General features: G+C 70.7%; 14 protein-coding genes. 11 read left to right on the forward strand and 3 right to left on the reverse strand.

The annotated features are described in order from the left end of the window. The first annotated feature begins 109 nt into the window (after positions 1 to 109). From NLX94_RS05560 to NLX94_RS05580, 5 genes are all read left to right on the forward strand, one after another. The gene (locus NLX94_RS05560; protein ID WP_254381454.1) at positions 110 to 550 is read left to right on the forward strand and encodes a methylglyoxal synthase; all 441 of its coding nucleotides are present in this window, start codon (positions 110 to 112) and stop codon (positions 548 to 550) included. A gap of 137 nt (positions 551 to 687) precedes the next feature. Beyond that, on the forward strand, positions 688 to 1,035 hold the full coding sequence (locus NLX94_RS05565; protein ID WP_254381455.1) for a hypothetical protein: 348 nt from the start codon (positions 688 to 690) through the stop codon (positions 1,033 to 1,035). Between the two features lie 196 nt (positions 1,036 to 1,231). Continuing rightward, positions 1,232 to 1,459: a FeoA family protein gene (locus NLX94_RS05570; RefSeq protein WP_254381456.1), complete on the forward strand. Its 228-nt coding sequence runs from the start codon at positions 1,232 to 1,234 to the stop codon at positions 1,457 to 1,459. Continuing rightward, complete coding sequence (gene feoB / locus NLX94_RS05575) at positions 1,456 to 3,612, forward strand: ferrous iron transport protein B (protein WP_254381457.1); 2,157 nt, start codon at positions 1,456 to 1,458, stop codon at positions 3,610 to 3,612. Before NLX94_RS05570 ends, feoB begins: the two co-directional genes overlap by 4 nt. 41 nt (positions 3,613 to 3,653) lie before the next feature. Then, on the forward strand, positions 3,654 to 3,941 hold the full coding sequence (locus tag NLX94_RS05580) for a helix-turn-helix domain-containing protein (RefSeq protein WP_254381458.1): 288 nt from the start codon (positions 3,654 to 3,656) through the stop codon (positions 3,939 to 3,941). Positions 3,942 to 4,061: 120 nt separating this feature from the next. Here NLX94_RS05580 and NLX94_RS05585 read toward each other — a convergent pair whose 3' ends face one another. After that, positions 4,062 to 4,715 (reverse strand): HAD family phosphatase, encoded by a 654-nt coding sequence (locus NLX94_RS05585; RefSeq protein WP_254381459.1) that lies wholly within the window; start codon positions 4,713 to 4,715, stop codon positions 4,062 to 4,064. Between the two features lie 437 nt (positions 4,716 to 5,152). On the opposite strand from NLX94_RS05585, the gene NLX94_RS05590 reads away from it, so the two are divergent. The 3 genes from NLX94_RS05590 to NLX94_RS05600 all read left to right on the forward strand — a co-directional run bounded on the left by NLX94_RS05590 (position 5,153) and on the right by NLX94_RS05600 (position 10,289). Beyond that, a complete protein-coding gene (locus NLX94_RS05590) occupies positions 5,153 to 7,189 on the forward strand; it encodes an ATP-binding cassette domain-containing protein (protein WP_374683905.1) in 2,037 nt (678 codons plus the stop codon). A 121-nt stretch (positions 7,190 to 7,310) separates the two neighbouring features. Then, positions 7,311 to 8,225 (forward strand): NUDIX domain-containing protein, encoded by a 915-nt coding sequence (locus NLX94_RS05595; protein WP_254381460.1) that lies wholly within the window; start codon positions 7,311 to 7,313, stop codon positions 8,223 to 8,225. Positions 8,226 to 8,357: 132 nt separating this feature from the next. Continuing rightward, positions 8,358 to 10,289, forward strand: a complete 1,932-nt coding sequence (locus tag NLX94_RS05600) for a hypothetical protein (protein WP_254381461.1) — start codon at positions 8,358 to 8,360, stop codon at positions 10,287 to 10,289. 86 nt (positions 10,290 to 10,375) lie between these two features. Here the strand turns inward: NLX94_RS05600 and NLX94_RS05605 are convergent, their stop codons facing one another. Further along, positions 10,376 to 10,978 carry a TetR/AcrR family transcriptional regulator gene (locus NLX94_RS05605; RefSeq protein ID WP_254381462.1) on the reverse strand — a complete coding sequence of 201 codons (603 nt, stop codon included), beginning with the start codon at positions 10,976 to 10,978 and terminating at the stop codon, positions 10,376 to 10,378. A gap of 89 nt (positions 10,979 to 11,067) precedes the next feature. Between NLX94_RS05605 and NLX94_RS05610 the strand changes: the two genes are divergently transcribed. Next, positions 11,068 to 11,505 carry a DUF4345 domain-containing protein gene (locus NLX94_RS05610; RefSeq protein WP_254381463.1) on the forward strand — a complete coding sequence of 146 codons (438 nt, stop codon included), beginning with the start codon at positions 11,068 to 11,070 and terminating at the stop codon, positions 11,503 to 11,505. Positions 11,506 to 11,696: 191 nt separating this feature from the next. After that, positions 11,697 to 12,413 (forward strand): hypothetical protein, encoded by a 717-nt coding sequence (locus tag NLX94_RS05615; protein ID WP_254381464.1) that lies wholly within the window; start codon positions 11,697 to 11,699, stop codon positions 12,411 to 12,413. Positions 12,414 to 12,423: 10 nt separating this feature from the next. Here NLX94_RS05615 and NLX94_RS05620 read toward each other — a convergent pair whose 3' ends face one another. Further along, positions 12,424 to 13,608, reverse strand: a complete 1,185-nt coding sequence (locus tag NLX94_RS05620; protein WP_254381465.1) for an ATP-binding protein — start codon at positions 13,606 to 13,608, stop codon at positions 12,424 to 12,426. A gap of 319 nt (positions 13,609 to 13,927) precedes the next feature. On the opposite strand from NLX94_RS05620, the gene NLX94_RS05625 reads away from it, so the two are divergent. Continuing rightward, complete coding sequence (locus NLX94_RS05625) at positions 13,928 to 14,644, forward strand: class I SAM-dependent methyltransferase (RefSeq protein ID WP_254381466.1); 717 nt, start codon at positions 13,928 to 13,930, stop codon at positions 14,642 to 14,644. Positions 14,645 to 14,672 lie beyond the last annotated feature (28 nt).

A 14,672-nucleotide genomic window follows, 5' to 3' on the forward strand; every position in this document is an offset into this window, starting at 1 on the left:
GGAGGCCTCCCTCCGGGCGTCCCCTCCGGTTATCGGACACGGGAGGGCGGAATTCGGAATTTCCGTGCCCTGAATGGCGGAAGCAATGGTGCCGGGTTAGCGTCGGCTGATGATCGCTCTCGTGGCACATGACCAGAGGAAGAACGACCTGCTGAATTGGGTGCGGCGAAATCGCCGTGCCGTGACCCGGCACGGACTGGTGGGAACCAGTTCCACCGCACGACTGCTCAGATCCGAACTGGGCTTGCAGATAAGGTCGGTCGAGTCCGGTCCGCATGGCGGCGACCAGCAGATCGACTCGATGGTGATTTCCGGCGACGTCACCTCGCTCGTATTCTTCTGGGACCCCCTGTGGGCCGCCCCGCACGTGCACGACGTACTCGCTCTCGTGCGCATTGCGGTGCTCCGGAACATTCCCGTCGCATTGAATCCGGCGAGTGCGGAGGCAATGTCCGAGGACGGTTTCTCCCTCGAAAATCAACCCGCCACCGCCGCCACCATGGCCGCCGCTGCCCCGGTCGCGGCCGGTGTCCGTTCCGACGGGCTCTGAGGCGATCCGGGCCCCTGTGATGATGGCCGGAACCCCTCCCTGCAGTTGATCCAACTCCCTTGAAGTGAACGGTCGTTCGGCTACTGTTTCGCCGCGGTCGCCGACTGGCGGCCCGTTCGACAACGGGGAGAATCCACATGTCCTTCATGCGCAGGGCGGCCGTGACCGCCGCATCCATGCTCGCCGTGAGCGCCGCCATGGTGATGCCGGCGAACGCCGCGGGGCCCAGCGAGTACGTCGTGCTCACCCCCGCCGCCGCAGCGGCCGGTAGCTGCCAGAACCAGATCTCCGGCGACCAGCACTTCGCGCAGACCCGCTGTTACGGCTACGCGGCCAAGTACTACAGGCTCCTCGTCCGCGTCTGTGACGGACGGGCGTGTGCGGACCGCACGGGGCCGTGGCGGCCGATGAACAGCGGCCAGTGGTCGGCGTATTCGGACAGCGGCACCTGGATCGTCCAGGGCGGTGAGCAATTCGGCAACTAGTGGCTCCGGGCGCCGCCGGCGATGCCGCGCGGCGCCCCGGCCCGCGGGCTCCGACCCCTTGGCCCCTCGGCCGATCGGCCGAATCCCGGTCGGGACCGGGGGGCTGAAAGTCCCGGATGATCAGGGACTTTGCCCGGCTGTGGGCGCCCTTCGTACTGCTTAGGTTTGCCTAAGTGGAATCGAAGAAGGAGGCCCGGTGCCGTCGCTCAACGACAGCCGTCCAGGGACGACCGTACGCATCACCGGGATCGATCCCGGTCAGGCGGAAGGGAGCCGGCGCCGGCTCCTGGAGTTCGGCTTCGTGCCGGGCGCGGACGTCACCGTGATCGCCCGGGGTGCCACCGGAGGCCTGCTCGTCGGGCTCGGGGAGACCCGGGTCGCGCTGGACTCCCGTACCGCCGGCCGGTTGAGGTGCGGCCGATGAGCTGCCACACCGCCGGCGCCGGTACCGGAGCGACCGCCACGGCGGAGCGGCCGGCCGGTACGCCGTTCGTCGCTCTCGTCGGCAATCCCAATGTCGGCAAGTCGACCCTGTTCAACGCCCTCACCGGCGCCCACCAGCGCGTCGGCAACTGGCCCGGCAAGACCGTCTCCGTGGCCCAGGGCGACTGGCGCACCCCGGCCGGCCGGCCGCTGCGCCTCGCCGACCTGCCCGGCTCCTACAGCCTGCTGCCCGACTCCCCGGACGAGGCGCTGGTGCGCGACGTGCTCACCGCGCCCGCGGGGGAGCGGCCCGACGCCGTGGTCTTCGCCCTCGACGCGGCCAACCCGGCCCGCAACCTGTACCTGCTCTCGCAGATCCTCGACACCGACCTTCCCGTCGTGGTCGCGCTGACCATGACCGACGTCGCCGCCCGGCGCGGTGCGCCCCCCGGTGCGGATGCGCTGGCCCGCGAGCTCGGGCTGCCCGTCGTACCGGTGGAAGGGCGCTCCGGGACCGGGCTGGACCTGCTCGCCGACGCGGTGTGCGACGCCCTGGCCGCCGTACCCCCGCATCCCGGGCGGACTTCCGCCTGGGCAGCCGGCTCGCCCGTGGCGGCCGAACTGGCGGAGCTGGCCGCCGCGGCCTCCGGCCTGACCCCCCACCCCGCACGGTGGCTGGCCGTCAGCCTGCTCTGCGGGGAGGAGCCGCCCGCGGTCCCCGCGGAGCTGGCCGAGCGTGCCGGGGCGGCGGCGGAGCGCCTGGCCGGGGCGGGCAGCGGCGCCGAGGCCCAGCCCGATCCCGATCCGGATCCGGATCTCGACACCGACGCCGAACTCCTCGTCGCCGAGGCCCGCTACGCCTGGGCGCATGCCGTCATCGAACGCGCGGCGCCCCGCCCGGCCGGGGCCCGGCCCACCCTCACCGACCGGGTGGACCGGCTGCTGCTCTCCCGCGGCTTCGGCATCCCGTTCTTCCTCGCCGTCATGTGGGCCGTCTTCCAGGCCACCACCGTCCTGGCCAAACCCCTCCAGGACGGCCTCGGCGACTTCGTCTCCGGTCCCGTCAGCGGCGGAGCCGACCGGCTCCTCGAAGCCGTCCACGCGCCCGGCTGGCTGACCGGACTGCTGGTCGACGGCCTGATCAGCGGGGTGGGCCAGCTGCTCACCTTCGTTCCGCTGATGATCATCATGTTCCTGCTGCTGGCCCTGCTGGAGGACTCCGGCTACTTCGCCCGGGCCGCCTTCGTCGCCGACCGCCTGATGCGCACCCTGCGACTGCCCGGCCGCGCCTTCCTCCCCCTGGTCGTCGGCTTCGGCTGCAACGTCCCCGCCCTCGCCGGCACCCGGATCCTCAACCGCCGCCAGCACCGGCTGCTCGTCGGCCTGCTCATCCCGTACATGAGCTGCACCGCCCGGCTCGCCGTCTACGTGATGATCGCGGGCGTCTTCTTCGGCTCGAACTCCGGCACCGTGGTCTTCTTCCTCTACGTGGCCTCCGTACTGCTGGTCGTCGGCATGGGCCTGATCCTGCGGCCCCTGCTGTTCAGGGACATGAAGGACGAGCCGCTCGTCCTGGAGCTGCCCCCGTACCGGCTGCCCACCCTGCGCGTCACCGGCGCGCAGGTCTGGCAGAAGCTCGCGGCGTTCCTGCGTACCGCCGGCGGCATCATCGTCGCGACCGCGGCCGCCGTCTGGCTCCTCATGGCGATCCCGGCCGCGGCCGGCCACGGGGGCTTCGGCAAGGTCGACGTCGAACAGAGCGTGTTCGGTACGGTCACCCGCGCCACGGCGCCCCTGGTGGCCCCGGCCGGCTTCGGCGACTGGCACGCCACGGCCGCGCTCGGCACCGGCCTGATCGCCAAGGAGGGCGTGATCTCCACCCTCGCCCAGACCTACTCGGCCGAGGAGGACGGCGACCCCAAGCTCACCGCGAGCCTGCACGCCACCTTCGAGGAGTCCTCCGGCGGGCACCAGGGGGCGGCCGCCCTCGCCTTCCTGGTCTTCATCCTGGCCTACACCCCCTGCTTCGCCACCCTGGCCGCGCAGCGGGCCGAGATCGGCACCCGGCTGACCGCCATCGGCTTCGGCATCCAACTGGCGGCGGCCTGGCTGCTGGCCGTGGGCGTCTTCCAGATCGCGAGGCTGGTGTGGTGACCGGCCCGGCCGGGGCGGGAGCCCGCGGCACCGAACCAGGCATGCTGCGCGCACTCCTCCGCGCCTTCGAGGAGGCCGCCCCGGGCGAGGGGCTCACGCAGATCGCCGACCGCCTGGGCCTCGACCGGGCCGAGGCGGCCGGCATGGCCGGGTACTGGGTCCGCAAGGGACGACTGCGGCGCGAGGAGATCGGCACCGCGGACTGCTCGGGCTGCTTCTTCGCCTCCCGGGGCTGCACAACCTGCCCCGATACCTCCGCCTCCACCCAACGCCCGTCCCTGATCGCCCTGACCCCCGTACGCCTGCCACGCGCCGAGGGGTCCGCCTGAGCGCTGTCCCACAACCCCACGAGGCTGAGGGGCATGGTGTGTCCGGGTCGGTACCGATGGCACCGGCCGAGCGAAGCGAACGGCCGAGATCCCCGGCCTGTGGGGACGGGGGGAGGGGGGTCACGGATGGGTGAGGAGGCCGGGCAGTTTGCGCATGTCGTCGAAGACGACGGTGTCGGGGCCTTCGAGCCGGTGCGCGGGAACCATTCCGCCGGCGTAGGCGAATGCGCGCATCCCCGCGGCGTGGGCTGCCTGGAGACCGTACGGGCTGTCCTCGACCACGGCGCACGCCTCGGGCGCGATGCCCATCCGCTGCGCGGCGTGGAGGAAGAGATCGGGTGCCGGTTTGCCGTGCGCGACCTCGGTGGCGCTGAAGATGCTGCCCTCGAAGCGTTGGTGGAGGCCGGTGATGCCCAGGGTGAGACGCATCTTGTCGTGACTCCCGCTGGAAGCCACGCAGATGGGGAGGTGTGCGAGCGCGTCGAGGGCCTCGACGATGCCGGGGACCGGGGTGAGCCCGGCCACCAGGGCGTCGTGGTAAAGGGGCCTGAACTCCTCCTCCCAGTCGGCCGGCAGGCTGCGCCCGAGGTGGGCCTCTATGTCCTTCGTCATCGACTGGCTCGAGCGGCCCATGAACCGGTCGACGATCTCGGCTTCGGTGAGGTCCCACCCCAGTTCGGCCAGGACGAGGGCATCCACGCGCACGGCTATGCGCTCGCTGTCGACCAGCACGCCGTCGCAGTCGAATATGACGAGTTCAATCGGATGGATCATCCCCGCAGAGTAAATGACTGTGAACCGCCAGGCTCCGGAAGCTACTTTCGGCTCGGTGGCCGCTGCGCGTAATGCGGCGGCTGCCCCGCCCGGTCCGGCAGTGGGCATCGAACAACCGCCGCGCAAGTCCCTGATCGGGTGCCCTGAGCCCTCGTCCACTCCAACGTGTGAGTTCAAACGCCGCCGAGCCCGAAGGGACTGCCCCGTACGTCGAGATCGCATATCGGTTCGAGGGATTCACTCTTCAGGGTCCGTTACGGCGTGCGGCCGTACGAAGTTGTTCGGTCGTCCGCGTGGTTCTACGTCCACCCAGGGAGGCCCAGTGCCCTCAGCACCCCACCTCCCCGCGGCCGCTGCCCGATTCGAACAGGGCGGGTCGGATCGTTCACGACCAGCGATGAAACCACCAGCGCACGACTGGATCCGAGGGGGAATCAGTGAGCAGGGAAACAGACGGCGATCCGGAACAGGCCGCCGCGGTGTCGGATTCGGAACGGCTGCTGTTCGGCGGGGAGCTGGCGTACGACGTCGGCTGGGACCAGCACGAGGGCGCCTGGCTGAAGCTAGGCCTGTGGACGATGGCCAAGGGGTTACCCCGGATGGTCGGCACCGGGCTGCGGCTCGCGCACCTCGCTGACGCGCGTGCGCTGCGCGTGGTCCTCGGCGCCGAGGTGGGGCGCGGGATCGCCCAGGCGGTCGGGCTGGTCGCGGTCAACGCCGTCCTGGGGCACATCCTCGCCGGCGGCGGGACGAACGAGCGTCTGACCAGCGCGTTCCCGGCGCTGGTGGTCGTGGCCGTCGCCGCGTTGGTGGGCTCGCTGCTGCGGTCCGCGTCCACGGCAGCCACCGGCGAGCTGGAGCCGAAGGTCCAGCGGGTGGCCACCGAGCAGTACCTGGGACTCGTACACCGGGTGGAGCTCGCGGCGATCGAGGACGACGAGTTCCACCGGCTGCTGGACGCGGCCCGCTACGGGGCCGACTCCGCCCGGCGCATGATCCGGTACTGCACCAACACCTTGAACTCCGGGATCTCCCTGGTCGCGGCGGCCGGCGTGCTCACCGTCCTGCACATCGGACTCCTGCCCCTGCTCGTCCTGATGACCCTGCCGAGCGGGTGGAGGTCGCTGACGATCTCGAGGCAGCGGTACCTCTCCTTCCACGCCTTCGTCCAGCACGCGCGGGCCGGACACCTGCTGGGGCAGTTGCTGACCCAGCGGGAAGCGGCCGCCGAGGTGCGCGTCCACGAGGTCGGGCCCTTCCTCCTCGGCCACTTCCGGGAGATGGCCGAGACGAGCGAACGCGAACAGACCCGCCTGGCCCGCAGCGCGGCGAAGATCGGCCTGATCGCCGACGGTGCGTCCGGCCTCGCCACCCTCCTCACCTACGGGGCGCTCGGGCTGCTGCTGTGGAGCGGGCGGATGGACCTCGCGGTCGCAGGTACGGCCGTCCTGGCCATCCGTACCGGCTCCTCCAGCCTGGACGGCCTCGTCCTGCAGATGGCCGACCTGCACCAGGAGTCCCTGTTCGTCGCCGACTTCGAGCGCCTGTGTACGGAGGCCAAGGCCCGGGCCATCCCGGAGACCGGCGAGGCCCTGCCCGAGGAGGTGCGCGAAGTCCGCTTCGAGAAGGTCACGTTCACCTACCCCGGCAGTGGGGACGAGACGCCGAAGCCGACCCTGCGCGAGGTGTCCCTGACCTTCCCCATGGGCAAGGTCATCGCCGTGGTCGGGGCGAACGGCTCGGGCAAGTCCACCCTGGTCAAGCTGCTGGCCGGTCTGCACATGCCCGACGAGGGCGGCGGCACGGTCTGGTGGGACGACGTCGACGCGTCGAAGGCCGAGCGCAGGCAGATCTTCGCCCGCATCGCGCTCATGTCGCAGTCCTTCTTCCGGTGGCCCTTCACGGTGCGGGTGAACGTCGGTATCGGCCGGCCCACCGAGCCCATCGACGACCGGGCGGTGCGGGCCGCCGCGGAGTTCTCCGGCGCCTGGAAGTTCATCTCCGAGCTGCGCCGAGGCCTCGGGACCCTGCTCGGGCGGGGCTACAAGGGCGGGCAGGAGGCATCCGGCGGGGAGTGGCAGATGCTGGGGATCGCCCGCGCCCTGTACAGGCGCCCCGGCATCCTCGTGGTCGACGAGCCCACGAGCGCCCTCGACGCGGTGGCCGAGCAGCGGGTCTTCGACCAGATCCGCGCACTGGCCGCGGCGGGTCAGACGGTCGTGCTGATCACCCATCGCCTCCACTCGGTGCGGCACGCCGACGTCATCCACGTCATGAAGGACGGCCAGGTCGCCGAGTCCGGGACGTTCACCGAGCTGATGGACGAGAGCATCGGCACGGGGGAGTTCCGCGACGCCTATCTGGTCCAGGCCGCCGCCTTCGCGGACAGCGTGCCCGCCCAGCGGTCCCCGGCGGCGGGTCCCGCGGCAGGTCCAGCGGCGGAGGATCCGGCAGAGGGCGCGCGGCGGACGTGACGTGAACCGCGTGGTCCGGACCCGGCCGCGTGCAAGAGAGCCGGTGCCCCACCACCATGCCGGTGCCCACCTCCACGGCGCCCCGCCGGCACCACCCGTTCCCGATCTCGAGGAGCTCCACATGACCGTCCTGTCCACCGAGCCGCGCGGCACCGCAGCGCTCCTGGTCAACTCCGCCGGCCAGTACCTGCTGCACCTCAGGGACGCCAACAAGCCGCACATCTGCGACCCGGGCACCTGGTCCATCCCCGGCGGTGGCAGGGAGGACGCGGAAACCTGCCGCCAGGCCGTCGAGCGCGAACTGTTCGAGGAGACGGGCCTGAGGGTGCCGCTGGAGCCCCTCACCGTCGTCAGCTCGCACGGCCCCACCGGCGAGAAGGGCCGGATCCAGGTCTACGTCGGCACCTGGGACGGCGAGGACAGCACGCTGCCGTGCCCCGAAGGCATCATGTACCGGTGGTTCGCCGCCGAGACCACGGCCTGGCTGACGATGTGCCCGTGGACGGCCGAGGTCATCGCCCTGCACCAGAAGACCGCCCCCGTCCCGGCACCCCGTACGAGCGGGCCCGCGCGGGCCGGGGGAACCCGGGCCCGGCTGAACGCGGTCGGAGTCCACCTCTACCTCGAACGCGGAGACGGGCGGATCCTCCTGGGCCGGCGCCACCCCGGGGTCGCGTTCGCCGGCAACCGGTTCCACACCCTCGCGGGGCAGTTGGAGACCGAGGGCGCCGTGGCCGGGCTGATCCGGGAGGCCGAGGAGGAAGCCGGCCTCGTCATCGCGCCGGAAGACCTCGAGCTGGTCCATACCGTGCACATGCTCGACGCGGGCGACGACTCCGACGGGCAGCCGAGGATCGGGCTCTTCTTCCGCGCCCGCACCTGGTCGGGCACACCCGAGGTGCGTGAGCCGGACAAGTGCCTGGAATGGATCTGGGCCGCCCCGGCCAGGCTTCCCCAACCCATGGTCAGGTACACGCAGATCGCGATCGAGGCGATCGGCCGCGGCGAGACCTACACCGAACTCGGGTGGAGCTGACACCTGCATCGACCCGTGAGTCGGCTCCGGCGCTGTCCTCGCGGGCGCGGGCACCTGTCAGTGCCGACAGCTAACTTGGTTCGGAGCTGGGAATCAGGCAGTGCGCAGGAGCCAACAGAGATCACGAGGCGCGTGGACGACAAGACCGAGGCCCTGACCCGAGACGGCTGGAAGGCCCATCATGAGATGCGAGTTGGCGACGAAGTCCTGACCCTTGACCCCTGCACGAAGGACATCTCCTGGCAACCGACTCTTTCCGTCTACACAGTTCAGGTCGCTACCGAGGTCGTGCAGTGGAGCAACACCCACGGATTCAACGTGCTGACTGCACCCGAGCACGAGTGGGTCGCGGCCCACCGAGACAGGGATGGCAACAGCGGGCTTGCCGCCCCGGCACACTTCAGGCCGACGGGTGAACTCTCGGCCTCCAACAAGCAGCTCATCACCGGCGGAGGCATCCCGCGAGCCTTCGCGGCAAGATCACGCTTCGACGACGCCCTCGTCGAACTCGTCGGCTGGGTCATCACCGAAGGCCACTACCAGAAGCAGAGCGCCAAGACCGGAGTCCTCGTCGCCCAGTCCTCGACTGCGAACCCCGCGAAGGTGGAGAGGATCCGCCGCATCAAGAAGCACTTCGCGGACCGTGGTGCCACTGCGACCGAGAACCCGAACGCCGGCAACGGGATGATCAACTTCTATTTCGGAGCCGGCATCGGCAACGTCATACGAGAGATCGCTCCGGACAAGCAGATGCCCCCCTCGTTCCTGACGGCGCTGACACACTCCCAAGCCGAGCTCCTCTACCAGACGATCCTGGACGGCGACGGACACCGGACAACTCCCCGCTCACACGACGGTTTCAACCGCACAGTGCGCACGGAGAACTTCATCCAGAAGGACCAGGGAAGGATCGATGGCTACCAGATGCTTGCCGCCATGCTCGGCAAGCGCACCTGCGCCAAGCCGCACTCAGTCCATTCCGGGATCTTCAACACCGTCACCTACGTCAGCGCGCTGACCACTGCCCGGCATCTGAAAGACGACCGAGTGCCCTACCGCGGCCTTCTCTGGTGCCCCCGCACCGAGACACGTACCTGGCTGGCCCGCCGGAGCGGGGGGACCTTCTGGACCGGCGAACTCCCCCATCGCGATGACGTCAAGGGGAAGAGCGCCAGCAGATTGCAGGTCTCCGGTCAACCCGTCGCGGTTGCCCCACGACCCCGTTCCGACAATCCGGGTCCCTGCGCATCCGAGACCACCTCCGCCGAGCTGGCAGGCGTGGATGCCGAGACCGAGGCCCTCACCCCCGCCGGATGGCGGACCCACAGCCAGTTGGCGCCCGGCGACTACATACTGACGTTGGATCCCCAGCACAAACGCATCCGGTGGAGCAAGCTCCGGACGGTTTGGCGGCACGACTGGGATTCCAGCCTCCAGGGCCCGTTGACCCGGTGGAACCATCGCGCAGTCGATGCCCTGACGACGCCGGGTCACTGGTGGCTCGAGCTCAACGACCACGGCCGCAAAACAGGTGAGGACCGGCCGCACGCATTGCGGACGACCCGTGACCTCCAAGGGCGGAGCTGGGCCAGGATCGTCTTCGGCAGTGGGACCCCGGCCTGCTTTGCCGATGCCCCCCTCGATCTGGACCTGGCCACGACGGCCATCCAGGGCGACTGGGTGTCCCCGAAGCGGATCTGCGGTCTGACCATCACGCAGGCGCGTGATCTGTACGAAGCACTCATCTCAAGCGACGGTAAGCCGCACCCTGGCGGAGGCGACTACTGGCAGCAGAGGGATCAAGAACGAATCGACAGCTTCCAGATGCTCTGCGCCATGCTCGGTTGGCGAACCGCCGCGAAGACCTTCCAGAGCTTGGCCGGCAGACCCCGCGTGACCGTCTACACCCGCGACAACGGAACCTCGGGCTCCACACACCCGGCGCCCGATCACTACGACGGGCTCGTCTGGCGTCCTGATCTGGAGGCCGCCGAAGCTTGGTGCGCTCGCCGCAGGGGGACGACCTACTGGACCGGCAGTCCACCCAATTCCAGTACCGCCTAGCCGAACGCCGCCGCACCAGCTGCAGTCCGGGTGCCGCTGGAGGGCGCTCGTGGGGTGATCTTCTGGGTTCAAGCGGGCACCGCAGGTCACCAGTTCGGGGCCGGGTCCTCGGGGAGCAGGGGGCGCAGGGCTCCGACTGCCGCGCCGATGCAGGTGTCGCGCAGCTCGGTGCGGGTGCAGGTCTCGTGCGTGAGCCAGTCCACGCACAGGACCTGGACGAAGACGAGCCAGGCCTTCAGCGCGGCGGAGACCGCGGAGTGCGTGCGTTCGTCGGCGAGCGGGAGCACGCCGAGCAGGCGTGAGCGCAGGGCGTCGAGTTCGTTGGTCATGATCGTCTGGATGACGGGGTCGCCCGCCAGGACCCGGTTCGCGGCCAGGACGGCGTGGCGGTTCGGGATGAAGTAGTCGAGGTGGGCGTCCAGGCCCTGGGTGAGCTGCTCGACGAGCGTCGCGCCGGGGTCGAACGTCGTCGCCTCCAGCAGCCGGTCGCTGGCCTGCTGGTAGACCGCCGCGAAGAGGGCGTGCTTGCTCGGGAAGTGCTGGTAGAGCAGGGCGCGGGACACGCCGGCCTCCTGGGCGACCTCCTCCATCAGTACGTCGTCGTAGGGGGCGGCGGAGAAGAGGCGGGTGCCGACGGCGAGCAGCTGGGCGCGGCGGTCGGCAGGGGTCAGGCGTCGGCGGGGCGGCATGCACCCCAGACTACTACTTGACATGTGTCTACTTAAGGGGGCTACCCTGAGGCTAAGTAGACACATGTCAACTAAGTGGGGGTGGAGTCATGGTCAAGGCACTCCGGGTGTCCGCATGGGTGATGGGCCTCGCCTGCACGGCGATCGGGCTGTTCCACGTGGTGGGCGGCAACGCCGCGATTCCGGGCGAGGCCGATGCCGGCCCCACCTTGGACAGCCTGGGCCGGTTCTTCGGCGCGATCTTCGCCGGGTACGGGCTGGCCTGGCTGTGGGCCGCCCGCCAGGACCCCGTCCCGGCGAAGGTGGTGCGGTGGCTCGCGGCGGTGTTCCTGCTGGGCGGCGTGGGGAGGCTGCTGTCCCTCGCGGTGCACGGGTGGCCGCACCCGTTCCAGGTGGCGCTGACCGTGATCGAACTGGCCCTGCCGCCGGTCTGGTTCTGGCTGGCCGATGCCGACGAGCGGGCGTCCCGGGAGCGGCGGCCCGAGGCTCGGCAGGGGACCGGGCCGTCCCTTCCGAACCCTGCCTGACCTGCACCGTACGGCCAGCCGGCCCGGATGCTCGCGGTGGGCCTGCCCTCCCCGGCGCACTCGCGGGACTGCGACCGACCCGGCACGCAGCCCGGTCCGGTTCGCTGCGCTGCGGCCCATCACCCGGGAATCGGCCGAGTCCCCACCCTCCCTGCCCCTTGGCCCGATCCAACCTTTGGAGGTTGTTCGAGATGTCTGTTCAGTCCCCGCCCGCCAACCGTGCCGACGAGCGCGTGGTGAGGGCAGCGGCCCGGGAGTTAGGCGGCGTGGTGAGCATCGCCGTGTTCTTCCTCTTCTTCATCCTGGGCCTGATGTTCCACAGCGCCTTCGCCACGACGACCTATCCCGCACCGGACGAGGCGGCCGACCTGATCCTCGAGTGGCGGCGGGACAACGGTGACGTGTCGCGCCTGTCGGGTGCGGCGCTGAGCGTCTCCGCGCTCGTCTTCACCTGGTTCTGCTCCTGGTTCGCCTCGGTGATCCACCGGACCGGCCGGACGCAGGCGGCGTTCGTCGTCCTGGCGGGCGGGCTCTTCTCCGCGCTCGGGCTCTTCCTGTCCGGGGTGCTGCAATGGATCGCACAGCGGCCGGAGACCCTGGCCGAGATGCCGGTCCTGCGCGTGGTGCACCAGATCACCTTCGTTCTCGGCGGGCCCCTGGTGGTGACCAGCCTCGCCCCGATCGTCGCGGTCGGCGGCATCGCCCTCGTGCGCGCCGGGCTGCTGCCGAAGTGGCTCGGCTACGTGGGTGTCGCGCTGGGCGTGATCTGCCTGGGGTCGGTCGTCATGCTGATCCCCGAGGACGGCAGCCTCACCTTCCTCGTGCCCATCGGCCGGTTCCTTTCCTTGCTGTGGCTGACGGTGGTCGCCGTGGTACTGACCGGTCGCGTCGGCCGGGCGCGCTCCTGAGGGTCGGCCGCTAGCGGTGCTGGCGGGGGGCCTGGAAGCGGGCGATGAGGGCTGTGGCCTGCTTCGGGTGTTGCTCCAGCCATGCTGCGAGGTGTTCTTGGACGGCTTGTTGTACGCAGGTGCGTACGAGTGGGTTGCCCAGCGTGCCGCGGGTGGGGCCCTGGAGTTCGGGATGGTCCAGCTTCACCGATACGACGGCTGTCAGGCCCTCGGCGATGCGATTGGCGGAGAGGGCGGGGGCGGTTTCTGTCGGCAGCGGCAGCGGCAGCGGCACCGGTAGCCGTTTGCGCGTGTACGCGTTGATCGTGGCCGCCACTCCGTCGCGGAAGCCCAGCTCGTGCGTGCCACCGGACGTGGGGTGGCTGTTGGCGAAGGTGTGGAGCCGTTCGGCAGGGGAGTCGGACCAGCGGAAGGCGACCTCCAGGGTTCCCGCCATCCGGGGGGCCTCGAGCTCGAAGGAGAGGGTCTCCGTGAGGGCGGGCGCCGCTGTGCCGGTGTCGAGGAAGGTGACGAAGTCCCGGGCCCCGCCGGGGAAGTGGAACCGGGCCGACCGGGGCTCGCCCGGGTGGCGCCGGTCGGTGAGTGAGAGGTCCAACGCCCGGTTCAGGAAGGCCAGTTCCCTGAAGCGTTCCGCCAGGGTGTCGAAGGAGAACCGTGTGGTTCCGAAGATGTCGGGGTCGGGCCAGAAGGTGATGGTCGTCCCGCTGTCCGGCGCTGTGCCCGCCGTGGTCGGCGGGGTGACGGCCACGCCGCGCGCGTACTCCTGGATCCAGCGGATTCTCTCGTGCCGCACCTCGGCCGTCATCCGGCGCGACAGCGCGTTGACGACGAAGGGGCCTGTGCCGCAGAGGTCGAGCATCACGTCGTTGCGGCCGGCGGGTCGTGCTCCTGCTCGCAGGGTGGTCAGCAGGGCTTCGAGCCGGGGAGCGCCGGTGCCGCCCGTCCCGTCGAGGGGGCGGCCCGGCCCGTCGTCGGTGACGCGTACGCCGCCGTCGGACGTGAGGGTGACCTCGACGGTGCCGGCGCGGCCGGCCAGTACCTCGTTCACCGCCAGTTCGGCGACCGCGAGCACCATGGTGCGCAGCCCGCGTTCGTCCGTCGAGCCGATGTACATCCCGGGCCGCTTCCGGACGGCCTCCCACCCCTCCAGTACCTGGATCTGGCTGGCGTCGTATCCGGTGGATTCCTCACGCACGGTGTCCCCTCCCAGTGGTGCCCAGCAGAAGCTCCAAGCCTAGGAGAATTCGACGAAAACACCAGGTCAGAGCTGTTTTGGTGAAGGGCTGAGCGGGTGGGTGGGGGCCTGTCCGGAGGTCGTCGGCGCCGAGGGGTGCGGATGGGGTTCGGAGCCCCGCCCGCGGGTCGCCGGGGGCGCGTACGCCCCCTTCCCCGCCGGCCGCCGAGCCACCGATTTCGCTCCACCGTGCCCGGACTCGTCCGAACGCCTCCTCCGTCCGGGGGAGGTTCGGGGCGGAGGGCCGCCGCCGTGGGCGCCGGGGGGCAGGCTTGCCGACATGCGACAGCAGTACGACACGTCAACGCCACCGCCGGCCTTCTCGGTCGCCGATGCCTTCACCCTGAGCACGGCCCTCGACGCCCTCGGCGGTGTGCGCGGCCTGGACACCCTTGACATGGCCTGCGGACACGGCACCACCACCCGGCTGCTGGCCGGTGGCGGGGCGCGCAGAACGGTGGGCGTCGACAGTTGCCCCGAGCGCATCCGCCGGGCCCGGGAAACCGGCGCGGACCTCGCGCACGCCGTCGAGTACGTCGTCGCGGACGCGGCGGCCGGCCTGCCGGCGCTCGGGCCGTTCGACCTGGCCACCGCCGTGTACCTCTTCAACCAGGCCCACGACCGGACGGCCCTGCACGCCATGTTCCGCACCGTACGGGCCAACCTGCGCCCCGGCGGGCGGCTGCTCGCCATCGTGCCGAACCCGGGCGCCTTCCCCTACGCGGACTGGGAGCCGTACGGGATCAGCGTCGTCGGGCGCGAACCCGGCGGGGAGGCCCCGCTGCTGCGGGCCCGGCTGGAGACCGATCCGCCGGTGCCGTTCGAATGCCGCGAGTGGGCCCACGCCGACTTCGCGGAGGCCGCCGCCGACGCCGGCTTCGCCACCGTGACCTGGCAGCCGACCCGGACCCCGCCCGCGTGCGAGACCCGGGACGAGAGCTACTGGGCCCGCTACCGCTCGGCACCCGTCGGCTCCCTGATGAACTGTGTGGCCTGAGCCACCGCGATCCCGGCCGGTGGCGCGG

This window comes from Streptomyces sp. TBY4, from assembly GCF_024213195.1.
Taxonomy (GTDB): Bacteria; Actinomycetota; Actinomycetes; order Streptomycetales; family Streptomycetaceae; genus Streptomyces.